29 protein-coding genes are annotated in these 23,059 nt (G+C 63.5%); 7 read left to right on the plus strand and 22 right to left on the minus strand.

The window, feature by feature from the left end; genetic code table 11:
• Positions 1-4: 4 nt before the first annotated feature.
• Complete coding sequence (locus CBM2588_RS29940; RefSeq protein WP_115683932.1) at positions 5-415, plus strand: bactofilin family protein; 411 nt, start codon at positions 5-7, stop codon at positions 413-415.
• A gap of 103 nt (positions 416-518) precedes the next feature.
• Here CBM2588_RS29940 and CBM2588_RS29945 read toward each other — a convergent pair whose 3' ends face one another.
• The 22 genes from CBM2588_RS29945 to CBM2588_RS30045 form a co-directional block, all read right to left on the minus strand.
• Positions 519-911 (minus strand): hypothetical protein, encoded by a 393-nt coding sequence (locus CBM2588_RS29945; protein WP_147298473.1) that lies wholly within the window; start codon positions 909-911, stop codon positions 519-521.
• 306 nt (positions 912-1,217) lie between these two features.
• Complete coding sequence (locus CBM2588_RS29950) at positions 1,218-2,381, minus strand: vWA domain-containing protein (protein ID WP_115683934.1); 1,164 nt, start codon at positions 2,379-2,381, stop codon at positions 1,218-1,220.
• A 7-nt stretch (positions 2,382-2,388) separates the two neighbouring features.
• Positions 2,389-3,306: a hypothetical protein gene (locus CBM2588_RS29955; protein WP_115683935.1), complete on the minus strand. Its 918-nt coding sequence runs from the start codon at positions 3,304-3,306 to the stop codon at positions 2,389-2,391.
• A gap of 108 nt (positions 3,307-3,414) precedes the next feature.
• Positions 3,415-4,440, minus strand: coding sequence for an ATP-binding protein (locus CBM2588_RS29960; protein ID WP_115683936.1), 1,026 nt, complete (start codon positions 4,438-4,440; stop codon positions 3,415-3,417).
• A gap of 267 nt (positions 4,441-4,707) precedes the next feature.
• Positions 4,708-6,279, minus strand: a complete 1,572-nt coding sequence (locus CBM2588_RS29965; RefSeq protein ID WP_115683937.1) for a hypothetical protein — start codon at positions 6,277-6,279, stop codon at positions 4,708-4,710.
• A 68-nt stretch (positions 6,280-6,347) separates the two neighbouring features.
• Complete coding sequence (locus CBM2588_RS29970) at positions 6,348-6,710, minus strand: DUF4313 domain-containing protein (RefSeq protein ID WP_231942356.1); 363 nt, start codon at positions 6,708-6,710, stop codon at positions 6,348-6,350.
• A gap of 281 nt (positions 6,711-6,991) precedes the next feature.
• On the minus strand, positions 6,992-7,459 hold the full coding sequence (locus CBM2588_RS29975) for a hypothetical protein (RefSeq protein ID WP_231942357.1): 468 nt from the start codon (positions 7,457-7,459) through the stop codon (positions 6,992-6,994).
• A gap of 10 nt (positions 7,460-7,469) precedes the next feature.
• A complete protein-coding gene (locus CBM2588_RS29980) occupies positions 7,470-7,847 on the minus strand; it encodes a hypothetical protein (RefSeq protein ID WP_115683939.1) in 378 nt (125 codons plus the stop codon).
• 177 nt (positions 7,848-8,024) lie between these two features.
• Positions 8,025-8,429, minus strand: a complete 405-nt coding sequence (locus CBM2588_RS29985) for a hypothetical protein (protein ID WP_115683940.1) — start codon at positions 8,427-8,429, stop codon at positions 8,025-8,027.
• 87 nt (positions 8,430-8,516) lie between these two features.
• On the minus strand, positions 8,517-8,990 hold the full coding sequence (locus tag CBM2588_RS29990; protein WP_115683941.1) for a glycine zipper 2TM domain-containing protein: 474 nt from the start codon (positions 8,988-8,990) through the stop codon (positions 8,517-8,519).
• Between the two features lie 131 nt (positions 8,991-9,121).
• On the minus strand, positions 9,122-9,514 hold the full coding sequence (locus CBM2588_RS29995) for a hypothetical protein (protein ID WP_197717980.1): 393 nt from the start codon (positions 9,512-9,514) through the stop codon (positions 9,122-9,124).
• Between the two features lie 198 nt (positions 9,515-9,712).
• The gene (locus CBM2588_RS30000) at positions 9,713-10,510 is read right to left on the minus strand and encodes a PRTRC system ThiF family protein (RefSeq protein ID WP_115683942.1); all 798 of its coding nucleotides are present in this window, start codon (positions 10,508-10,510) and stop codon (positions 9,713-9,715) included.
• The gene (locus tag CBM2588_RS30005) at positions 10,507-11,145 is read right to left on the minus strand and encodes a PRTRC system protein A (RefSeq protein WP_115684039.1); all 639 of its coding nucleotides are present in this window, start codon (positions 11,143-11,145) and stop codon (positions 10,507-10,509) included. Before CBM2588_RS30005 ends, CBM2588_RS30000 begins: the two co-directional genes overlap by 4 nt.
• A 2-nt stretch (positions 11,146-11,147) precedes the next feature.
• Positions 11,148-11,870, minus strand: a complete 723-nt coding sequence (locus CBM2588_RS30010; RefSeq protein ID WP_115683943.1) for a PRTRC system protein B — start codon at positions 11,868-11,870, stop codon at positions 11,148-11,150.
• Positions 11,871-11,879: 9 nt separating this feature from the next.
• Positions 11,880-12,866 (minus strand): PRTRC system protein F, encoded by a 987-nt coding sequence (locus CBM2588_RS30015; RefSeq protein ID WP_231942358.1) that lies wholly within the window; start codon positions 12,864-12,866, stop codon positions 11,880-11,882.
• A 41-nt stretch (positions 12,867-12,907) separates the two neighbouring features.
• Positions 12,908-13,129, minus strand: a complete 222-nt coding sequence (locus CBM2588_RS31285) for a hypothetical protein (RefSeq protein ID WP_231942359.1) — start codon at positions 13,127-13,129, stop codon at positions 12,908-12,910.
• Entirely contained in the window at positions 13,116-13,340 is a 225-nt protein-coding gene (locus CBM2588_RS30020) for a PRTRC system protein C (protein WP_115683945.1), read from the minus strand. The genes CBM2588_RS31285 and CBM2588_RS30020 overlap by 14 nt, the downstream gene beginning before the upstream one ends.
• Positions 13,341-13,351: 11 nt before the next feature.
• Positions 13,352-13,801 carry a PRTRC system protein E gene (locus CBM2588_RS30025; protein ID WP_115683946.1) on the minus strand — a complete coding sequence of 150 codons (450 nt, stop codon included), beginning with the start codon at positions 13,799-13,801 and terminating at the stop codon, positions 13,352-13,354.
• A gap of 68 nt (positions 13,802-13,869) precedes the next feature.
• Entirely contained in the window at positions 13,870-15,540 is a 1,671-nt protein-coding gene (locus CBM2588_RS30030) for a PRTRC system ParB family protein (protein WP_115683947.1), read from the minus strand.
• 371 nt (positions 15,541-15,911) lie between these two features.
• Positions 15,912-16,838: an N-6 DNA methylase gene (locus CBM2588_RS30035; RefSeq protein WP_115683948.1), complete on the minus strand. Its 927-nt coding sequence runs from the start codon at positions 16,836-16,838 to the stop codon at positions 15,912-15,914.
• Positions 16,839-16,973: 135 nt separating this feature from the next.
• On the minus strand, positions 16,974-17,183 hold the full coding sequence (locus CBM2588_RS30040) for a hypothetical protein (RefSeq protein WP_115683949.1): 210 nt from the start codon (positions 17,181-17,183) through the stop codon (positions 16,974-16,976).
• Positions 17,184-17,341: 158 nt separating this feature from the next.
• Positions 17,342-17,854: a hypothetical protein gene (locus CBM2588_RS30045; protein ID WP_115683950.1), complete on the minus strand. Its 513-nt coding sequence runs from the start codon at positions 17,852-17,854 to the stop codon at positions 17,342-17,344.
• A 161-nt stretch (positions 17,855-18,015) separates the two neighbouring features.
• Between CBM2588_RS30045 and CBM2588_RS30050 the strand changes: the two genes are divergently transcribed.
• The 6 genes from CBM2588_RS30050 (at position 18,016) to CBM2588_RS30075 (ending at position 23,049) form a co-directional block, all read left to right on the plus strand.
• Positions 18,016-18,459, plus strand: a complete 444-nt coding sequence (locus CBM2588_RS30050) for a hypothetical protein (protein WP_115683951.1) — start codon at positions 18,016-18,018, stop codon at positions 18,457-18,459.
• Positions 18,456-19,916: a 3'-5' exonuclease gene (locus tag CBM2588_RS30055; RefSeq protein WP_115683952.1), complete on the plus strand. Its 1,461-nt coding sequence runs from the start codon at positions 18,456-18,458 to the stop codon at positions 19,914-19,916. The genes CBM2588_RS30050 and CBM2588_RS30055 overlap by 4 nt, the downstream gene beginning before the upstream one ends.
• Before the next feature lie 9 nt (positions 19,917-19,925).
• On the plus strand, positions 19,926-21,140 hold the full coding sequence (locus CBM2588_RS30060; RefSeq protein ID WP_115683953.1) for a DUF1173 family protein: 1,215 nt from the start codon (positions 19,926-19,928) through the stop codon (positions 21,138-21,140).
• Positions 21,141-21,153: 13 nt separating this feature from the next.
• Positions 21,154-21,588: a DNA translocase FtsK gene (locus tag CBM2588_RS30065; protein ID WP_115683954.1), complete on the plus strand. Its 435-nt coding sequence runs from the start codon at positions 21,154-21,156 to the stop codon at positions 21,586-21,588.
• A 136-nt stretch (positions 21,589-21,724) separates the two neighbouring features.
• A complete protein-coding gene (locus CBM2588_RS30070) occupies positions 21,725-22,024 on the plus strand; it encodes a hypothetical protein (protein ID WP_115683955.1) in 300 nt (99 codons plus the stop codon).
• Positions 22,021-23,049: a phage Gp37/Gp68 family protein gene (locus tag CBM2588_RS30075; protein WP_115683956.1), complete on the plus strand. Its 1,029-nt coding sequence runs from the start codon at positions 22,021-22,023 to the stop codon at positions 23,047-23,049. Before CBM2588_RS30070 ends, CBM2588_RS30075 begins: the two co-directional genes overlap by 4 nt.
• Positions 23,050-23,059: the final 10 nt, after the last annotated feature.

A 23,059-nucleotide genomic window follows, 5' to 3' on the forward strand; every position in this document is an offset into this window, starting at 1 on the left:
CGTCATGAATGCCCAGCGAAACTTCAGTTTGATCCAGGCTGGTCTCAGCATCCACGGACACGTCAGCTCCGATCACGGCGTCAGTTGTTTCGGTCTGGTCGATGGCGATCTCCGTTCGTCCCGAGGCCTCGTCCATATCGGCGCAGAAGGGTTGGTCCGCGGAACCGTCGAAGGCGACCATGTGCTCATCGACGGCACCGTAGAGGGCGACGTTGCTGCCCGGGTGTCGCTCCATATCAATGGCCGCGTGAAGGGCCGGATCGCCTATGCCGGCACGATCCGGCTTGGAAGCTCCGCGGCTCTGGAAGGCACAATCGTGCGAATTCCCGCCCTCACCTTCGGCGACAGCACCGGACCGACGATCGAAGAGGCCGTCTCGCCGGCAACCGAAGGTGACACCACGGCGAAAGCGTGAGCATGCTCAAGGCATTTTTCCGGAAAGCTAGCATATAGACATCGTCTTTCTGCCAAAGCAGAAGAAAAAAAGGGCCCGGCGCTGGATAGCGTCGGGCCCTTTCTTATGCCTGGTCTGGCGATTCTCGCATGCTCACCATCTCTTCTATGGTGAAAAGGTTTCTTACGGTAATCCACGCTCCACGGTAGCCACGCTCATCAATGAAAGCGACGAGCGGCACGCGGCCATCGATGATGCACCGAAACTGCCTCGCTCCGCGCACGGCATCTTCGATCGAATATCTTCGACCGTGTCGCAGTTCAAGCTCGACATTGCCCTGCGACAACCGGATGCCCGGCGCAATGGCTGGTTCGGGCGATGCGACAATCGCAAGCCAGTCATCAAAGGACTGCTGCGTGTTCTCATTGCGGACATCAGCAAACCACTGGTCCACACGCTTCGCGATTCCCTGCCGCGGCAGGTGGTCGACGTCCATCACAAGAAGTTGGGGTTCCAAAGCTCGCTCCTCTGGAGCCCCATGCCGGCAGCACCTGCTCTGCCTCTGGCAACGGCCTGGCCAATGGCCATCCATTTCTGCCAAGTGAGTGATCCGGCGCATTGTTGCGGATCGAGCAAAGTTTTCTGACATGGGGATCCAAAAAGAAAAAGCCCCGGGCACGCCGGGGCTTGAGCCTGCTACGAGCACTTCAGCACCTACCATCGGCACTTATATGGTTCGCTTGAGGCTAGATTTAGAAATGGACAGCGATTGACGGTCACAAGGCTGTCGGGAAAATGACGGAGGACGAAGTGAGCTGCCGATCTAAGTAATCACCTCGACACACTCGCCGAACCGCGGTGGAGCAATGCGATCCAAGGGCGTGACCGATGCCCAAAGGACGGGATATGCCGGGGCCGCGAGCGGGAATTCGCCGTCAAGGTCCGTCAGGTAGACAAGGAATGCCGGTGCAATGCCTTCCTGCTCGAGCCATGCGAATGGCGGCCGGAAACTGGTGCCCCCGCCGCCCTTCAGCGGAGCAAGGTCGACCACATCGTCTCGATCAAACACCTGGACCTGGGTGACCCGGGTATCGCAGTCGATCACGATGAGCCGGGCCGGCTGCAGTTGCTGGTGCACCGCAGTAATTTCCGTCGCGAACTGCCGCTGCGTTTCGTCGAAGACGGAGCCGCTGGAGTCGCGCACGAACACCGCGTCTCCCACCACCTCGGAATGCAAGGAGGGCAGGTAGAGGCCCAGGTGCGCATAGCGGCGATTGGGCACCTTCCAGGTGTAGTCAGCATGGGCAGCCTCGGCGGCGAAACGGTGCAGCACAGCCCGCCAGTCCACCGACGGCCGCAGCGCGGCTTCCACCAGGTGCAGGAGATCGCCAGGCAAGGCGCCGCGCATCTTGGCCGCTTTCGCGGCCTGACTCACGGCGACCCGCCATTCGCTTTCGACGGCCGGCTTGTCGATGCCCGTGTACTGGCGGACCTCGCCGCATCCGTTCGGCTCTGGCGGCGACGGCTCGCCGTCGGACGGCTGCGGCGCCGCGCCTGCTGCACCGCCGGCGGATGGCTCCGGCTGCTGCGAGGATTCCTCCTGTCGCAGCATCGCGTAGATTTCCTCCGCCGACTTGCCAAGGTAGCGGCCATCGAGCAGGACCCCTTGTGGCAGTTTGAACTGCGCATTGAGGACCAGCGGATTGACCGCATAGTCGCAGGCCTGGTTCCACCGATGCTGCTCACGTGCACCCATGCGCCAGCAGTGCCCGTTGGCCACATGCAGTACCTCATGGGCCAGGACGCCGCGAAGCTCCAGGTCATCCAGCTTGTCGAGATATGCAGGGTTGTAGCCCAGGCTCACGCCGTCGACCCACATCGACTCGCAGGTCGGGTCTTCGACGATCGCCAAACGCAGGGCAAGCGCGCCGAAGAACGGCTGCGACAGCACCAGCGCCGCACGCTGCTTCACGATTCGATCATGCATGGCAACCTCAAGCGGCTAGCAGATGCAGCATCGGCATGTCGCCACCCTCGCGCGTCAGCGTGGGCGGCGGCCCGCCCATGAAAGCAGCCATCTGCGCCTCGATCTCCATCGCGCGCTCGGCCACGTTCAGGCGCAGCAGCGGGTCATCCTTGAGCTGCGCCCCGGTATAGCAGGCCAGCTGTTCCTGGGTCTTGGCGAGGATCTCCGTCAGGACCGGATCGTCGGAGAAGTTCAGTCGCGGCAATAGCGCACTGAGCTCGCGCACCTTGTCGGCAACGTCAAGCCGCACGTTGCCTTCCCCATACAGGCGGTTGGCAAAGTGCTGCACCGCTTCGTAAAGACGGCTGACCAGGTCGTTGTTCGCGGTTTTCACCGCACCCAAGACTTTGGCATCCATCTCTTCGCGAATGCCGTGCAGGACGTCCGGGGGCAAATCTATGCCGAACTGACTGGCATCGGGGAACGGCAGCACGGAGAAGCGCACGCCGAACTTGCGGCGCAGCTCGGCCTCGGTCGGATAATCCGCCTCGTCAAAGAGCCCATTGAGCGCAACACGGGCTTCGTCCTTGAGCCGCGGATAGTCGGCAAGAAACTGAGCCGTCGCCGCGTCGAACTGATCGCCCAGGGCCCGCAGCTTCTCGGCGACGTCCATGTAGACGGCCGTGGGAAGCAGGCGCACGCCGAGCTGATCATAATCCAGCGAATGGCTATCGAAGAGCGCGCGGGCGCGGTTGCCGATGGCGCATACTTCCTTGTACGACGTCGCGCCATCGGTCAGCAGCCGCTTGTTGAAGCGGCCAATGTCCTTGGCTTCGTGCTTGGCCTCGACCTCTTGCGTTGCACGGGTGTCGAACCGGCGCGCGCGCCAGACCGAGATATTGAGCGTCGCGAGCATGACGCGGGACGTCAGGTTGGTAATGTTCATGATGGATTCCTCAGAGGGAGTCACCGCGCGAAGGCGGCAGGAAATGAAAACGGCCGGCCCGGGGGAACCCGGGGCCGGCCAGCAGATGTGTTGAAGCAGGAAAGCGACCTACTGGCCGCGGATGTGGGCGCCAATGGGGCCGCCCTGCGCCACGATGAACGCTGGGGTACTGGCGATCGATGCATCGCGCTCCACGGCGTCACGGACCAGCAGCACGGCAAATTCACCGAGCCCGGCTTCGTGCAGCCGATTCGCGTAAACCATCACGCGATCGAAATTGTTGGCATTGGCCAGGCGCGCCAGCGCCGTGACAATGCCATATTGCACAGCCACGTCCGTCGGAATCGGCGCCGTTGACGGCGCAGCGAGGACGCCGTCTGGCGAAGGCATCTGGCGAAAGAGACGCTTGAACGCCACAAACTCTGTCGCAGCGCCCTGCCCCACCGCGCCGGCGAAGGTGACGTGCTCCAGTTCGGCGGGCACCACCTGCGACAGCTTGCCCACCATTCCCCAGGACCGCGGGCTCGGCAGGTTCTCAATCTCGCGGGTGCGATTCGCCGACAGCAGCAAGTCCGGCCGGAAGCGCAGGAATGCAATCAGCTCCGGCGGCTGGCCCGTCGCAACGGCCCAGCGCGTCCAGTCCTCGATCGACGTGGTCAGCTCCACGATGGTCGCGAAGCGGGACTTCAGCGGATCGAGAATGTTGGAGACGCCCGCGTTGTCGATGCGGCGATTGGTCGCGGCAACGAAGGTGACATGTGGCGGCAGCACGTGCTCACCGATTTTCCGGGCGAGCAGCAGCTGCATCTTGGCGGCCTGGACCGCGGGTGTGGCCTGGCCCAGGTCGTCGATGAACCAGACCAATGGGCGGCGAGCGCTGAGCGCGCGTTCGAGATCGCCGAAAGGCAGAAAGCGTGCATGCGCACCGTCGGCCGACGGAAAGGGCAAGCCTTTCGAATCGGTCGGGTCTTCGACCACCGGGTGCGAAATCAGGAGGTCGGATCCGGCGTCCGAAGCAGCCCGGGCGACGATGTCGCTCTTGCCGATGCCGGGCGCTCCCGCCACAAGGACCGGCAGCATGGCCGGGATGCAGGCGGCGAGCAGTTTTTGCAGTTGGGAGGGGTTTAGTTCCATGGGATTCCTCAGGGGAAGTCCCACAGGCCGTCCCCACAGGGAGCGGTCCCTGTGGGAAGGTTCAAGAGATGGCCTGCTTGCCGGCGTTGGGGTCGATGCGTCAACGACGCTGGTAAAACTGTGTTTGGACTGATCCGTACCAGTGCAAACACCGCTTTGATGACGAAAGGCTAACGCTTCCGGCCTCTGCCGGTAACGACGAAAGCTCAGGCAAACAGTACGTGATTCAAGGAAGCTTCCCCGGCCCGGAAGGGCCAGGGAAGTGCATCAAGCCGCGATGGCAGCGGGAACGGCTGCTTGCGCGAGCCGGGCCCGTGCATAGGAAAGGGTCCCATCCTTGGCGCGCAGCGGTCGCGACATGCCGCGTCGCGGATTGCAGATGCGATAGGCGCGCGCGCGGCCGCGTGGCATGTCGATGATTTCCGAGAAGCCCTCGGCAATACAGAAATCGACGTACTCGCGACCGTTCAGCACCTTGCCGCCTTCCAGGCGCCAATTGGAAGCCTCCGCGCGCTTGCGGGCGTCCTCGAACTCGCGCGCGGCCGCACGGTCGGCTTTCGCTGCTGCCGCCTCGGTCTCCCAACGCTCCTGCTCCGCTGGCGAGAACCCACACAGCTCAAAAATCCGCCGGCGGCGCAGCGCCGCGGTGCACTGCAGGAGATCGACACCGGTCACTTCACGCAAGGCGCGCTTGCTATCGGTGTTCCAGTCCTTGGGGCTATCGAAGACCTCCAGCACCGCGGCAACGTCACGCTGCAGGACCGCCAGCGCAACCATGTTGGCCCAGTCGTAGCCAGCGCAGGTGCGATCGGCAACGGCGCGCCGCGCGAGATCATCGAAGTGCCGCTGGCTGATTTCCAGGGCTTCGCGCTGGGCCTTGGCGCGCTCCATCGTGGCGTCGAATCGCCGCTGTGTGGTGAGCGCGTGGATGCGTTGCGCCAGCGGCGACACCGGTGTCGCGGCCGGCCCTTTCGGCCCTTTCGCAGCGTCAAGAGCCACAGCCGTACGCGGCTGCAGCATGCCAGCTGAGAACAAGGCGTCGTCGACCTGCACGACCCCACAGCCCACTGGCAGCCTTCGCACGATGGCGAGCAGCTTCCCCGCGTTGTCCGCTGTGATCTTCAGCCCATCGTGCCGCATGACGTGGCAGAGGCCCTGCAACTGCGCAGGCGATAGCGCGCCACGCAGTGCCGGCACCTCGATCAGCGGCCGCAACCAGGTCAGGTCGTGCTTGCCGATCTCAGGATCGTCGCGGTAGGCGCTCAGTACGCATTCGCGCACCTTCTCGCCGCGCAGCAAGACATAGGCAACATGCAGCTCGTGGCGCGCGTTTGGGCTCGCGCCTGGTGCGTATGCGGGGCCCTGCCGACCGTAGCCGAAGCGGCGACGGAACTCATTGTCGACGAAGGCCGCGATGTCAAAAGGCCCCTCGGCTTCAAACAAATCCCGGGTGTGAAGCAGCGGCCCGGTTTCGGCGGCAGCCAGATCGATCGCCTCTTCAGGGAAGAACGCCAGGCGGCCCGCGGCAACGACCGCGCCCCAAGAGGCGCGGCTCATCTCATGCGGGCGCAGGACCTTGCCGTCCACCCGGACAATGTACCGCTCAACCTCATCGAGGATCTGGACCAGGATTGAACGAGCCGTACCGCGCGGGCACACTGCCATCCGGCCCGACTTCAGTTGATGCACGGCGATATCACCGCGCTCGACATGGCGCACGGTGACGTCTGCCGGCCGCGGTGCGGCCATGCCTCGTCGGTCCTGGTTGAGGTATTCCAGCACGCCGGCGAGCGTCGTGCGCATTTCGGATCGGGCCGATCCTATGGAAATTACGTACATGATGTGCTCCGGAGACGGAACACGCCCTCTCGGGGCGTGCCCCGAGAGGGTTGGAAAATGCCGTGGTGCTACACCAGGGCGGCAATGCGATGCGCAGGCGTGCGACAGGCGACCACCCGAGCCGCGGCGAACTGCGACAGCAGTTCGGGACAATCGATGCGCCAGATTGCGCCGCCTTGAATGGGCCCAGGCGACACGCGGCCCGCGTCCGTGAACTTGCCGCTGGCCAGCAGCGCCGCTTTGAGATCCGCCGGAAGGTTCCAGTCGGCGGCCACGCAGAATTCACCGTCGAGCAATGGCGTGCCCGGCAAGTTGACGCTGAGCGAGGCATACGGCATGCCGTCGTCTGCGCAGATCAGCTGGATGGCCGGGCGCAGGTTGGCGTCGTAGAGACCGACGCGCAGCTGCACGCCGGCGGGATAGCTGGCCACGCCAGCGCCAAAAACAATTGCGTCCATCGAGGGGTTTCCCGAGATTAGGGAGCCGCCCCGACGGGACGACGCCCGTGTGGGGTGAGAAAGAAAAAGCGCTTCCAGAGGGAAGCGCTTGGGGACTTGCTGATCGCCGACGCATGCGCGCCAGCGTCACGGCGAGTTGGCCTAGTCGTTGCGGTCAAGATGCTCGCGCATGCGCTCGCGATCCGCGTTGCGCAATACCCAGAGCCCAAAGCCGGCGATGCACAGAGTGAGGCCGAGAACAAATGGACCAAACATCACTTATCTCCTTTTGCGAGAACAGCGCCTATGGCAAATAGTACCGCAGCGCCGGCCAGCAAGCATGCTGCGTTGATAGCGGTCGCTACCGTCCAGGCTTGAATTCCGGCCGCATAACCCACGAAGCCGACAGCGCAGGCTGCCGAAAGCGTGTGGTAGTAGCGGCCATAGGCCTGCATCTGGTCTTTGCTCGGTTTGCGAAACGCGTCAATCAGCCGGGTCAGCCAGGCGTCGCTCGTGGCGTGCCTGACATCCAGCTTATAGCGCGCATCTTCGAGTAGAAGCAGCGGGATTGCATATCCCCCCTGATGAGCGACGATGGCATAGCCTTCACCCGCTTCCAGCGCTGCGCGCACGCGCAGCAGCATGCGCTTGGGTAATTCAACAACATCGTTGGCGTGCAACGATGCAAAGCCCGTCGTTTCCTCGCCTGACGTTGCTGTGAACGTGACTTTGATGAGCCTCATGCCGTGGCCCTCAACCGCGCCGCCCGGCCACCACGCGAAGCGTGGAAACCAGTTCGGCATAGCCACGTTGCGTAGCCAGCGACTCCACGCTGACTGTATTGTCGCGGCCACCGGCCATGTCATTGCGACCGCGGCACGTCCGATAGGACATGCGAATGCCCTCGGCGCCAGGCGGATGCTGAATTTCTACCAGCAACGAGTCGGTCTGCAACGCAAACACGTTGACGTCGCGCCGGCGCTGGCGATGCTCGCGGATCGTGTAATCGCGCGGGCGCAAAGCCATGTCGCCAGCAAATCGACGCAGCACGCGGCATGCGTCACGGCGCAGGTCCTGGCATGCCGCCGGATTGTCTGGAAAAGGTGCGAAGAAGGACTTGGGAAGTTTCATGGATATCCTCTGAATAGCTGGGGACATCCCTTCCCTGCCGGGACGAGTGTCCCGCAAGGGTTGGCCCGGCGATGCCGGACATTGGGTCGATGCGTCTATGACGCGGGTAAAAGCGGCTTGCCGAACCCCGAAGGGTTGGGCAAGCCCTCTCGGGCTTGCGAATGGGATGAGCTGGACTCAGGCGACATCGAACATCTTGCTGATCGCACGAACGCTGTCCCAAGCTTGACGCTCGGTCAACGACTTGCCGACCAACAGCTTCTGCGCGGTGGTGGACACGCCCGCTGCATCACCCTGAAGGCCGATGCGATCGACGTGGATGGCCCAGCCTTCGGACCAGCCGCGATGCACGGAGATGGCGATGCGTTCACGAGCGCCAAACTGGGGCCACTGGCGTGACGACTTCGGGCCGTACAGCGCCTCGTTGTCGTCATCCATAAAGTTGCTCGCGTTGAGCCATTCCGGATCGAGTCCGGCGCTGCGCAACTGACGACGGATGTCGTCGGCGACTTCAAAAATGTATCTCCCCTTCGTTTCGATGGGGGCGATGGAGATGGGGGTTGCTTCTGCGACGTCGAACATGTGAATTGCTCCTGTTCGCGACAGAGCCCCCACGCGGGAGGCCCGCGCGGGGGAAAGAGAAGGGATGGGGCTCCGACTGGAGCCAGGTCAGCGAGTGAGGCGGGAACCGCCAGCACCCGAGACGAGGTACAGCCGCTCGCCAGTGACGAACTGCTGATCCGCGTCTTGCGTGACAACAATCTGGCGGCCGCTGTCCGTACGGACAATGACCTCCACGCCGCTGCGACGGCTCAGGTGATTGGCGGCCGTCTGAGCGATGACCGCAGAAACGGTGCCCGAGAGCGCGCCGGCTAGGTAACGGCCATTGCCGTTGCCGATGACGCGCGCACCCAGTACCGCGCCAACAACAGCACCCAGAACACCCGGCACGCCGGTGTTCGCAGACATCAAGCCGTCGGTATCAGCAATCGTTACTGGGCGGACCCGGACGACTGTGACAGCTTCAGCGGTACCTGGCCTCAGCGCTTCGGAACCCCGATAGGTATTCGGCGAAGTCGGCTGGGCGGCGCAGCCAGCAAAGACGGCGCAGCAAAGGAAAAGCAGGAAGAAACGCTTGATCATGTTGGCCTCAATGAAGAACGGGCCAACATGCCCACGGGCATGAGGCCCGTAGGGGGAAGGGAGATGTCCGGCTATACAACCGGAAGGGTCGATGCGTCTGAGACGCGGTAGGTGCAGCAATGTTAGCAGGGTCAGCCGCGATTGTGGAGAGGGCTGATGGGGTAGCCACCTGCTACCACCGTGGCGCGGGCCGGTGCATCCACGAGTTGCCAGCACCAGCTTTCGCCAAGCGAATAGAGCTGCAAATGTTCGCCGTCCACGATTTGCGGTCCCGCATGGAACCATTCTGCCTCGCCGTTCTCGTCGAACAGGAAGGCATGGCGCGCCTCAACGTACACGAGGCCTGGCATCACTCCACAGAGACTGATCACGTCCTGGCGGGTAAACAGCGGGACGGCAAAGCCGTTCCACATTGAGCCGTTCCAGTACGCCCACACGAAGGCATTGTCTGGCAGCCAGCTGCCCGTCACGCGAACGCGGCGCCATGCACGGCTCGTACCGCTTTGATTGGGGGAGTCGTTCATGATGTGCTCCGAAGAAGGAAAGGAGCACACCGCCAGGGCAGGTGCCCCAACGGGTTGAAAATTCAAAGTGGCGAAGTGCCACGAGGTCGATGCGTCCTGGACGCGAGGTGTGACGCGATCCTAGCAGCGCGGGACGAGCTCATCAAGTCGGCTGCCACAAAAGAAAAAAGCCATCCCCAAACGTCGGGGATGGCGGGCTCAGTCGGCTTGGCGAGGCGCGCGCGTCGCGCGCTTCGGCTCAGGTAGGTGATACCCGAATCTCGCCCAAGCCTGGGGGTCGATCGGCAGCGGGTTGGTGCGACCGGCTGCCAGATTCACAAACGCGCCGCAGTACTGCAGGGTGCCCGTGCGGAACAGCGTCCACAGCAAATTGTACGCCTGCACCGCGATCGCCTGGTTGATCACCAGCGATTGCCTGCTGAGCGCATCGGCCATCGAACAGGACGGCGCGGTGTCCTTCTTGTCCCCTTTCGGGTCCAGCAGTTCAGGGAACAAGTCGCCCACATGGGGCAGCCGTTCCGCCGCCTTGCCGCGGACCTGCCCAAGAATGATCTGGCCGCTGTCCGACTCGTTGCCGCAGTCGAGGTAATAGCCGCCACCGCCACGCGTCATCGCGCCCAGGATCGCCTTGCGCGCGCGACGCGTATCGACGCAGCCGATCACCATGTCACAGCGAAAGCGGTCGCGACTGTCAACGCGACTGACCCGCGCTTCCCAGCGCGTGCCCATTAGGTTGTTCAGGCGATTCACCAGCAAAGTTGCCTTCGGCTGGCCAACATCGACCGGATAGAATCCCTGTCGGCCAACATTGGTCTCGCTGACGAGGTCATCATCGTAGACGGTGCAGGCGATACCGCCGGGGTGGCCCAATTCCAGCATCGCGTGGTGCAAACGTGCCAGATTGGGAAGCAGCGCACTACCCGTACCGCCGGCACCGACCACGATGACGTTCCAGGCGCGCCTGGTCATGGCCGTAGGAATGCGATGCTCAATCATGCCATCGCCTCCTCACAGGCGGCATACCACTCCGCCGGCACCTTTTCCACCTTCTCGAAAATGCCCTTGGCACACAGCCGCAGCGCCATGGAAGGCACCGCGGATGCGCAATTGCCAATCACGAACGCGAACTTCACGTCGTGCCGGTCGTCACCATCGTCGGTGGCGGAGAAAAACGCCGGTGAACGGCCATGAGAATGGCAATCGACCACCAGCACATCGTCTGTGCCGAGCTCGGGCCGCTGATACTTCAGGTGGCCAGCGCTGTGCTCGAGGATGCCAACCGGGACGAGACGGAACGCCGCGGTCGTGGCGTTCCAAACGATCCAGGCACCCGTTTCCTTCGGATGGGCCTCGCGCGCCATGGCGGCGAACTCTCCGATCAGCTTCGCCGGGATGCGGCCGCAGACCAGGTCCGTTTCCTCCCGGGCGTCGCCGTACGGTACAGCGGTGCGATGCTGAAACTGCCCGAGGCAGCGCACCAGCCGGATCCAGGGGCGTGAAACTTCGAGAAATACACCGTTCGCGGCAATGAGAAGCCGCTCGCCGGCCCGGGACATGGGTTCGAGCTTGGAGAAGCGCGGCACCATGACCGACGGGAACGACTGTTGCAGGGTGACATCAGCAGGATGCATGATCATTTATCCAGTTTGCCGGCGATCAGATCGGCCAGCGTGCGTTTCATGGGGATGAGGACTTGCTTCGGGTAGTCGGTGAACCGGCCGTCGAGCATGTCCTTCCAAAAGGCATAGGGACCGCGCTCGAAGTTGACGCGCGGATTCCCATGGTTGGGATGGGTGAAGGCCGAATCGAAGAACCCCGATTCCCAGCCGGCAATCGAGACGACGTCGATCTGCTTGGGCACATGTGCGCTGCCAATGCAGATCTTCCCGTTGTCCCAGGTGTTGAAGTACGGCGGCTCGTGCAGCAGCGCGGCCGGTATCGGCCGGTCCTCGCCAGACAGCGCGAACACGCGGAATCCCGCGTGCGAGGCTTGGAAGACCAAGCCCGGATGCGGCACCACTGCGCTGCGTTCTCCAAATTCGTTGCACTGGAAGAACACGCGGCGTTGGCATGGCGGGCACCACCACGTCACCGCGGTCGGACTGATTGACAGGACATTCGGCGTGAGGAACTCGCCTTTTGGCAGCGATGCTTCTGCAACCTGGCGCACGGCCTGAATCAGCGCCTGTCGATTGAGCGGCGTGCCGGCCCCGATGACGGGACGGCCAGTGCTTGCGTCAGGTTCGATCCGATGCGCGGTGGCATACGAGAACTCGGCGACAGAGCGGCCGTACAGCAAAATGGCGCCTTGCAGCGCCACGTCATGCGACCGCGTGGCGGTCAGGATCTCGGCCATGAGGCTCTCCTATGAAGAGATGAAAGTCAAGACACGGTCTAGCGCACCGATGATCTGCAGCATGCTGGCCAGATCACCGAACTGCTGGCGGATAGCCTGGCGCTGCGTCGCGATGGGAATGAAGCACTGGAACATCGTGGCCTCGCCACTGTTGCTCGCGCACTCGAAATGGTTGTCGAGCACTTCCGATACGTAGTTGCTCTCGCAATACGCGATCGTGGCTGCGGAGTAGGCTGGCTCAGCCCATTGGGCGCCGGCGATTGCTGATCGATCGCGCGCTCTCGCCAACGTCAGCCGCAGATCGGCCAAAGCCGCGCAGGTTTCACCCAGCCACGCATCGTCCGAGCGTGCCAAAGCACGCAAGGTGCGTTGCGAAAGGACCCTAAGGCTGGACGAGCCGGCCTGGACATGCGAATGCCGTGGCAGGGTGTCATCGGGCGCAAGCTCCGGCCGTACGACCGAAGGCAGATAGCGCTCGATGTCCGCGTCATCTCCGCCCCAGTTTTCCTTCAGGAATTCCCGCGCACTGTCGTCATCCGCCAAGGTCGCGTCGTAGTCCCAATGCCACCGGGCAAATTCGTCCAGCAACACATCGGGCGTTCGCACGAAGAGTGACCTCGAGCAGGCGGCGTCGACGAGACTCATGGCTGTGAAAAGCAACGAGGGGTCCGCCGCGCGCAGCGCCTGTGCCCTGGCAGTGCCGATTGAAAACACTTGCTCCCCGGGCAGCTCAATCGCCAGGTAAAGCGGCGAATTGAGCGCGTCTTCCCAACCGAACTGGGTCAGCTGGTCCGCCGCGGCGGCCTGGTCGATCAACGCGAAGCCAAACTGCAGGCGCTGACAGTGCGGGATGCGCGGGTTCAACCACGCGAACATCGCTTGCGCGAAGGCGTCGCCGGCCCCGGTGGGATCGGACACGTCGCTCGCTCGCAGCACACCTGCGTCGAACTGGGCGATCACCAGGTCGGTGATCTCGACCTCATCGCAGAAGGTCACGCGCGCCGCGGCTGGCACTGAGCGAGCGACCGCTGGCAGTGTCAGAAAACCATGGGCAGGTCCACGTCCGGCAGCGGGATGCTGTCGGTGAGACGTCCATGCGGGTTGGTGTCCTGCAGGGAAATCAGGAACAGTCGACCGAGGATCGAACAGCATTGTTGGGTCTCCTCAGAATGAAAAAAAACCGCCCTTTCGGGCGGCTCCTGTTTGATGGCGGCAAACTGCCCGGTGGACAGTGCCTTCATGAGGTCAGACTTGCGCATCAGCGCCCTTCGCGCCGGCGGCGCGCACGAACGTGTAGCGAGCGACTTCGCCCTTGTGCTCCGGGCCATCCACCGCGGCGGTGGTGAGCTCCGGATACTGAGCCGCATAGACGTCCTTGACCTGTTCCGGCGTGAACTGCTGACCAGGGTCCATCAACGTCATGCCGTTGTAGGCAAACTCGCGCGTGAGCTTCGTGACTTCGATTGCCATGTCAGCCTCCTTCAGAGCAACGATGCTAGATCCGTACCGCCCGAGGTGGCAGCGCTGCCTTCGGCTTTCGCCGAGGCATCGCCGCCAGCAGCCTCTTGCGGCTTGCTATCGCCTTCCTCGGCATCGGACGAGTCTGACGCATCCGACGGTGCCGCAGCCTTGACCAGTGCCTTGGTGGCCTTGCTCGACTGCGAGGACTTGGCCGCTTCGAGAATGGATTTGGTGGCCTCGGCCTGCTCTGCGAGCGACTGGCGGGCTGCGGTGACGCTGGCCAGGGCCTGCGCGAAGCCTTCGTCCAGTTCGGCGGGCGTGGCCGACAGCGCCAGCGGCGTGGTCAGCGCAGCATCCGCCGCATTCTTGATGACGGGAACAACGACAACAGACATCAGGTCGCCCTGCATGGTGAGCGTGACGACCACTTTCTCACTCGCGCGCACGAGCGCAGCCAGTTCAGTGAACATAGGTGAATCCTTTTGGGGAAAATGGAATGACGGGCAGCGCGCCGGTAGCGCGCCCCCCAGTGAATGAATCAATAGCCGAGGACCTTGGGGACCTTGCCGTTGTAGTCGAAGCCATTGACGGCCAGGAGGCCAGCAACCACTTCTGCTTTCGATTTGCCGAACAGCTTGGCAAAGCCATCGCCCAGCACCTTGCGGATGCCGAGCTCGTCTGCCAGAACCTTCATTTCGGACTTGGTCAGCATCTCAAGGAAGTCCTGCGATTTCTGCAGGTTCCAGTGATGGCGCAGATCAAGCTTGTGGTACCGGCACAACTCACGGAGGTTGCTCACCTCCATGCCGTCGATGGCCGCTACCGTCATGCCGATCGTCAGCTGCTGGCGCCGTCCGACGCCCATGCCGTGGACCGCCGTGAGGCAGCCCTGCAGGGTCGAGGATGGTTTCTGTTCGGTGAGCTTCTCAAAGAACTTGCCCATCACGTCGCCGCTGATGTTGCGCGACAGCCCGTGCATGGCGATTGACAGGAGATAGGCATTGGCCTGCTCGGCGTTCTGCGCGACCTCCTTGCGCAGGGCCTTGCGCCAGAGTTCGGTGCGGTACTGCTTCACCTTCTCCGACTCGCTGATCACCGTGACAGGCTTCTCTGCGGCCGCGGAGGATTTATCGCCCTTCGTTGCCGCCGCCGGCTTGCCAGCGCCCTGCTTCCCAGCAGGTGCCTTGGCGGCGTCACGTTCTGCCTTGATTCGGGCTGCCACCTTCTGCTGGTTGCAGGCCGTATCGAAGCATTGACCGCTGAACACCTTGCCCATGGAATCCGGCAGGCCGCTCACCGCGGCACCGAAATTCTGGCAGGCATGGCACGCCTTGGCTTGTTCCTCGCCTACGCCGGTCGGGCCATCCACTTTCAGCTGAATGCGGGTATGGTTGTCGCCGGTGCGAACGATGCGCACGATCGGGAACTCTTCCTTGAGCCCGTAGGCAATGCCTTCGAGCTTGCGGTCGTTCTTTTCGTTGTAGCAGGCCCTGTTGGTGCAGTTGCCGGTGGCGATTGCCTCACCGAACATCTCCGTCTGCAACGAGGAGTTATGCGGGCAGGCGGCACAGTCGGACTTGTCGAAGATGGCCGATTCCAGGCTGCACGCGGCCGCCTCGATAGTCTTCTTCAACTCCACCACCGACTTCTTTTCGCTGACGATGACCGGCAGGAGCTTGTCCTGCTTGTCCTTGGCAAGCGTAGCCAGCAGTTCGGCATGGCCGAGCTGGATGACACGCGTGTTCAGTGCCTCCAGGACGGATTCGCTGCAATTCAGCAGCGCAAGGCGCTTGTCGAGCGTTGAGCGCGACCAGCCAAGGACGCGGGCCGCCTCGTCACGGTTTCCCTTCAACAGGCCAACGATGTGCGACGCCGCCACGGCCTCCTCGGAGGGCGCCATGTCGGCACGCTGCACGTTCTCGATCAACGCCAGGCGGTCTGCATCGGCGTCAGTCAGCACCTTCAGGGTGACGGGGATCTGGTATTCCTCGCCATGGGCTGCCAGTGCGGCGCGGTAGCGGCGTTCACCTGCCACCACTTCGTACTCATGCCCATTCTCATCGTCCTCAATGGGACGGATCAGAATCGGCTGGACGACACCATCCAGGCGGATGGATTCGGTCAGCTCAGCCATCTGGACAGGATCGAAGTACTTGCGCGGATTACGGCCAGGACGGATCTTGCCAATGACAACAGTGGGGTTTTGCATCTTTTGGGTTCTCCGGGACGGAATGGGGAACCCGTTGCCGCACCGGGAACAGGTTCCCGGTGGGATGGAAAGGTGGGCTGGCCCGGCAAAGCGGGAGGCCACCAAACTGCAGAAGCTGGCCCCAAAAGGGGCGAAGGTCGATGCGTCTTGGACGCGGAAAGCGTTGAAAGGATAGCCGAACTCACCCTCCCCGATCAATAGCCGCGCGCCGGCCCGCCGTTCTGGCGTTGGGACAGGCAAAAAAAAAAGCCCTCACGTGGAGGGCTGAGTGCATCTGAGAGGGTTTCCGTAGCGGGGGCTACGGAAACCATCATAAGGGCCATGCCGTACCGGCTGACACCCAAAAGCTCGCCAATTTCGACGTGCTTTCTTCAGAACAGCGCAAGCTGATCGTCAGGAACGAAGATTCGCGGGACGGACCTGGCCGCTGCCCGTTGCATCAGAGATGCGTCGAGTTCCAGCGCCCCTGACTCAACATCCTGCGATTGGGACTTGCTCAATGCTTCAGAGGAGTTTTCATGATCCCGTTCGGGCATGGTCGAGACCTCCGCCCGCGCCTGGGATGCCCGCTTTCGACGTAGCTTCGCGCCCCATCCCCCGAGGATGTGGGCTGGCGTAAACCAGCTCGACCACGCTTCCACGCTCAGCGCATTGCCATGGATGACAATGGCCGGGATGTGGAGCAGCGACAGCTGCAGATACGTCATGTGAACGCACCGTGCATCGATATCGATGCACGTAGCATGCATCGTTTGCTGGTAATTGCGGCCGGCGTCATGCAGCGCATCAGCACAGGCAATGACCATGCCGCCGGCACCGCATGCCGGCTCCTCGATCGTGACAAATCCGTCTCGATCGACGTACGGGTTGCCGTCGCGAACGTTGATACCCGCCATCAGCCGCGAAACGGTGTATGGCGTGAAGAACTGGCCCGCGCGCTCATTGCCAAGGTCGAGCATCATGTAGGTCTGCCCGAGGATATCGGCTAAGCCATCCCCGTTCGGAACCAGGCGCTGAACCCGATCCTCAAACGTCATGGTGAGCGCACCTAGCATCTCGGAAAACTTGCTCAGTTCGGCGCGATCGTACTTCTTCGCGATCTCAAGATAGCGCTTCTCACGCGGGTCATAGTGGTGTCGGTCAACAGCGTTGCTAATCGCCAGGGCCGACATCTCCACAAAATCTGAGAAGACATCGTTGGTGCTATGCCGATAGCCGAACGACTTGATGAGCGATAACAGCTCTTGATGAGGATCGGTCGCGTTGACCTCGAACTTGCGTTTGGCGGCGCGACTCATCCCTGCACCTCACGCAGAAATGGGTACGCAGAGCGATTCGATCTACTGGGTTGGGGAGGCAGGTGGGGAAACATGTTCCGAAAGGCCGGGAAAGTACTTCCCGGCGGGTAGGAGCTGGCCGGTGACCTGGTAAGGTCAGGCGGCGGTGGCAGGCTTGGGATCCAGATTCAGCAGCTTCGCGAGAAGCCAGCTGATCAGAACCAGAAACTCGATTTCGGCAACGATGTGCAATTGCATTGCGGCAAGACGATCGTCACCAGTGGTCACAACGAAATACAGCGCCGCGAACAGGTTCAGAACCGTCGCGAGGACGGCCAGCGTGCTGGTACGGGAGGAGATAAGCATGGACAGGCTCCGGAAATGGAGCCTTCCCCATTGGGAAAAGCCCCAATGGGTGGAAAAGCAGATGGCCGGTACGCCGGCAAGGTCGATGCGCTGAAAGCGCGGAGAATCGGGCGGATATTACAGCGAATTGACGCCGATGGACAAGACCCGGGGCGCGGTCAACCTTCAGCGCGCCGCCGTCGGCTCGCTTCTCGCAGGCGATTGATGACATCCCAGCGGCGCAGGTCAACCTCTTCCGGGTTCTCCAGGTTCGAGTGATCCAGTATCGGACCGTCATCGCCAAACGGCGTGTAGTCTTCGGGCAGTTTGCCCTCCTCCTTCAGCCGCGCGGCCTGCAGTTTTGACAGCCCGTGGCTGGTTTCGCTGATCGCAACGTAGTCCCAGCGCTGCGGCACCGCGGCTTCGGAGAACCAGTCGTCGCCCTCCCCCGTCGCAACGAGAGCGACGACGTCATAGACACTGCCTGTCGACGAGGGCAGCGCCCTGACCTCGAAGCGAACGACCTCCGGCCGTGGATGCCAGAACACCCGATCCAGATAGCGTTTGAACGTGAAGGCATCCAGGCGCGCGATCTCCCCGTATTGCGGGTCCCCCGGAGGGATGAACTCGCGCTCGCCGGCAGGCCGGGTGCCGAGGGACACTTCGCGAAAGCTGGTGGTGGGGGACGCCATGACGTTTTCCGTAAAAGATGGCCCCAATTCTATAGCTTTCACCGACAACTACTGCCGGCCGGGCCGGGAGAATAGCGTTTGGCAAACCTCGTCCGTCGGGCGCCTTGACTTCGGTGCGGGGCCGGTATCTTGGTCTTAGACCATCCAACTTCTTGCCGCCCATGCGATTCACCCGACTCGGACGCCACGACCCCATCGACTTTAACGCCCGCCGCGTGGCCGCCTTCGCGCGCAAACAGCAGCGCGAGCGCGACCGATACCCGCTCTTCACGGAACACGTGGCCGCCGAACAGCACTCCGCCGACGAGGAACTGGCCCGCCGCCAACGGCGCTCCGACAGGCTCGAAACGGCGATGCGCACACTACACGCCCGCGTCTGGCGCGAGAAGCGCGCTGTCTACTTCTCGCTGACGGCCGAGCAGCGGACGGATATTCGCACCAAGTGGCTGGCGTGGACCGGCCCCACCACCGCCCTCTACTTCGCCTACATCGTGGACACCGTCAGTGGCGAGGCTGCGCAACGCGCCGCAGCCTCCCGCGAACACGCGCTGACCATCAGGCGACGGGTCCTTGCGAGCCTGCCAGAACAACTGGAGATGGCATGACGCCTACCGACGAACAAGAGCGTGTCGTCGAGGCGGTACGCGCCGGTGGTGCCCTCAAGGTAAAGGCGTACGCCGGCGCCGGCAAGACTTCCACGTTGCGCATGGCCGCAGAGGCTCGCGGCCGCGCCCGGGGCCTCTATCTCGCATTCAACAAGGACATTGCGACCGAAGCCGCCAGCAAGTTCCCGTCCAACACCCGCTGCCGGACCGTACATTCGATCGCCTACGGTGCCACCCGTCCCGAAATCACCCGCAAGCTCAAGAATCCGGTCGAGCCACCCCATCAGCTGGCCTTGCGCTACAGCCTGGGCCCGATTCGCCTGCCCACCACCATCGGCAAGGATCTGGAGCTGAGCGCCAGCAAGGTCGCTCGGATGGTGATGGACGGCGCGGCGCGCTTCTGCCGCTCCGCGCAGGGCGAGCCGCTCGCCTGGCATATCCCCGTCGAGCCCATCATCCGGGAAGAGGAAGCCGAGCACCTGCGCGAATCCCTGCTCCCGCACGTCCATCGGCTGTGGCAGGAATACTGCGATCCCGCGACGCCATCGGCCATCACCCACGACGTGTATGTGAAGCTTTGGGAGCGAAGCCGCCCGACGATTGGTGCGGACTTCATCCTGTTCGACGAGGCGCAGGATGCCGACGGCCTGATACTGTCGGTGCTGCGCGCCCAGCAGGCGCAAGTGGTCTATGTGGGGGACCCCTACCAACAGATCTATGAGTGGCGCGGCGCAGTCAATGCGATGGACCACATTCGGGCGCCCGAGCGTTCGCTCACCGAATCTTTCCGGTTTGGACCGGCGATCGCCCAGCTGGCAAGCCGGGTGCTCAAGCTGATGGACGAAGACGTGCCGGTCCGGGGCCAGGATCACATCGAGTCCCGGATTCTGCAGGACTCCACGCCGGGACATGACCGCTTCGACGCCATCCTGTGCCGCAAGAACGCCACGGTGCTGACCCACCTCGCCCAAGGTATTGCCCGCGGCGACAAAGTCGCCGTGCGCGCCAATGTCGAGGAACTCAAGGCCTTCGCCGACGGCGCCGAATTGCTGATGCGCGGCCAGCGCATTGGTTACCCCGCCACGCTGGCACTCTTCGAGTCCTGGGAGGAGGTCCAGGAGCACGCCGAATCGTTCGCCGGGCGGGACCTGCAGCCGCTGGTGAAGCTGATCGACAACGAGGGAGTGGACTACCTGCGCCTGATCCTCACTCGGGTGTTCCCCGAAGCCGACGCCGACTACATCGTCAGCACCGTGCACCGGGCCAAGGGCCTGGAGTGGGATCGGGTTCACCTCGCCGGCGACTTCAAGTTCAAGAGCAACGACGAAGGCGACTTGAGCATGTCGCCGGAAGAAATGCGGCTGCTGTATGTCGCGATGACCCGGGCCAAGCAGCTGCTGGACATCAGCGAGATTCGCCGCGACCTGTACACCATGTTCCGTGACGCCGGAGTTTAGGAGGAGCCCATGATCACCGTGCGGGTTGGCAACAGCGAGTTGCCACTTGAAGATGTGTTGGAAAACCCCGGTCGGCATTCCCGCCTGCTGGAACGCGCGAAGACCACACAAGGCTTTGCCGAGTGCGGTTGCACGGCCGGGCGCCCACGACCCAAGCTGGTCATCCGGCGCCACCGCGAGATCTTCCTGCTCGCGCGCTGGCCCGAACAGGCTCAGCTGCACGGCGATAGCTGCCCCTTCCAACGCCGCAACACCGGCAAAGGCGGTACCGGCACCGAACTGGACCCATTCCCCTTCCGCAACGGCGCGCTGGATATCCGCCTTGAAGCGAGTCAGCGGATCAGCAGCCGCACGCCGGCGAAACCGGTGCAATCCAACCCCGAGGGCGAATCGAGGAAGCCGCAGCGGCGCACCGCAGGCCTGCTTGCCTTCCTTGAGTTCGCGTGGGAGCAGGCCGGGCTGAACCTCTGGCCCGGCACGGGCGGACGGGGGTGGAGCGCTTGCTGGTCCCACCTGAGCGCCGAGCTGGCGGATTGCCGCATCAATAGCCAGCCCGCCGACAAGACGCTCCATATCCTCGAGCGCTGGGACCCCGCGCGCAAAGCAGAGATCCTGGCGGAACTGGATGCGTGGCTGGCCAGGCTCACACCATCCGCCTCTGGTAGCCGGCGAGGCCTGCTGATCGCCGAGGTTGCGTCGCACGAGCCGTCGCAGTTCGGAGCAAAGTTCGTTCTCCGGCAAACGCAGCTGCGGTGCTTCATGAGCAGCGCGCTGTACGAGCGCCTGCAGCGCTCTTACGGACCGGCGTTGGCCGGGGCTGGCCAGCCGAATCTGCGATGTGTAGCCGTGTTCCTGGTCGAAAAGCCGGTTGACAGGAACTATCTCACGATCGTGGACGGCGCCGCGTTGCTGACGAACGCGCAATTCCTGCCCTGCGACTCCACCTACGAAGTGGCGATGGCCGATCACCTGATCGGGCTACGCCGCGCTTTCCGCAAGCCGCTGCGCCACCTCGGCAACGCGCCCGTCCACCCGGATTTTGTCCTCACCGATACGGCTGCCGAGGTCATCATCGAAGTCCTTGGGCTCACCGGCAACCCGGAGTACGACGCCAGAACGGCGTCCAAGCGTGAGCACTACCGAAGCGCCGGCATGTCCGTGGTCGAATGGGAGGCGCCCACGCAGGCGCTGGATTCGGTCCAGCTGCCGCCGGCGGCGAAGTGATCGGGGGCAGCCCATGAAGCGTGACGACGCATCCCTCAACGACGAGTTGTTCCACCAGGCCGTCGAGCTGGTCCACCAGCACCGCGCGGCGTCGACTGCGCTCATCCAGCGCCATCTGCGGGTCGGCTGGCGAGCTGCAGAAGCACTGCTGCAACGTATGGCCACCGAGACGATGGCCGTGCGCAAGATGCAGAACGGCCTGTACCTCTACATCCACGGCCCCATTGGCGAGGAACTGGCGCGACTCACCGGCTTCGCCCAGGAGGTGTTGAGCGCGCTGACCACGGATCGGATCGACGCGGACCAACTGCGCGCGGCCGCGCTCCGGCACGGGCTTGCTGAAGAGGCGACAGTCTCCGCGCGTTGTGGCGACGGGTGCGCTTGCGCGACGCTGTTCGAGTTCCCCGTCGTGTGCTTCCGGCCCAGTGCTGACCTGGCCGGGCGCTGAGGGACCACCGGGATGGCGAGCCGGTATCCCTTTCCTTGACTTGCCTGTACGCGCTACGCTGGATCGCATCCAGTTCAAGCAACCCAACCGCGCCTTCCCCGTCCATGAAGGCATTGCGAGGCGAGGAGATTCGATAATGCCCCTCTTCAACATAGAACTTGTTTACCGCGCCGTCATCCAAGGCGACGACGCCGAGGCAGCGTTGGCGACCGCCAGGCGCGAGCGCCGGGACATCGAGGGCGATTGCGCCGAGCCGCGCTACGACCTGGCGGGCCAAGTGCGCGCGCCTGCCGACCTCAAGGACGGCTGGACCGAATCCGATACCCCGTACGGCGGCGACGGAGCGACTTCCATCGGCCACCTGTTGCTCGCCGCGGAGTGGCAACCAGACCGCGACACCCGTACGATCGACATGTTCGAGGGCATGCCGGCATGAGCGATTACACCCGCATCGAGTGGGCAGACCACACATGGAATCCGTGGGAAGGCTGCCAGAAGGTCGGCCCGGGCTGCGACCACTGCTATGCCGAGGCCCGCAACGCCAGGTTTGCCGGAGGCATCGCCATCAACTGGGGCCCGGGCGCGCCGCGCCGGCGCACCTCGGCAGCCAACTGGCGCAAGCCGCTGCTTTGGGATGCCCGACATGCGGCGTTTGCCGCCGTCCATGGCCGCCGGCAACGCGTCTTCTGTGCGAGCCTGGCGGACATGTTCGACAACGCGGTGCCGCTGGAATGGTTCATTGACGTGCTGGAAGTCTGGCGCCGAACCCCGAACCTCGACAAGCTGGTCCTGTCGAAGCGGATTGGTAACGCTACGCGTCGGCTCGAGGCAGCCCTGGAGCACCTCCTGGCAAGGGGCGACAGCGGCTCGACGGCGCAGTGGCTGGACAGCTGGCTGGAAGGTAACGCTCCCGCCGATATCTGGCTCGGCGCCACGGTGGTCAATCAGTGCGAGGCCGACCGGGATATCCCGAAGCTGATGCGCGTCCCGGCCAGCATGCGGTTCCTATCGATGGAGCCGTTGCTGGGCCACGTCGATGTCTTCTCCGTCGCCGGCGCGCCGACCATGATCGACTGGGTCATTGCTGGGGGCGAGAGCGGTCCTGGTGCACGGCCGATGCATCCGGACTGGCCCCGCTCGTTGCGCGACCAGTGCGCCGCAGCTGGCGTTCCGTTCCTGTTCAAGCAGCATGGCGAATGGGCACCAGGGTCGGGCGATTTTGGGGCAGGTCGTTACGAGACTGCGGCGGTGGCGCGCGACGGGCGCGCGGTGCATGGTGGATTTGAAGCCGCCGGCTACCCTGCCGGCGCGTCCAGCGCTGATGGCTGGTCCATGGTCCACCGCGCAGGAAAGCGCCATGCCGGCCGTCTGCTCGATGGCGAACAACACGACGAATTTCCGATCAGCAGTGCGGATATCGCACAAGCCTGTCGCCAAGCCCTCTACAAGGAGACCGCCTGACGTGGCGGGC

The sequence above is a fragment of the Cupriavidus taiwanensis genome (assembly GCF_900250075.1).
GTDB classification, from domain to species: Bacteria; Pseudomonadota; Gammaproteobacteria; order Burkholderiales; family Burkholderiaceae; genus Cupriavidus; species Cupriavidus taiwanensis_C.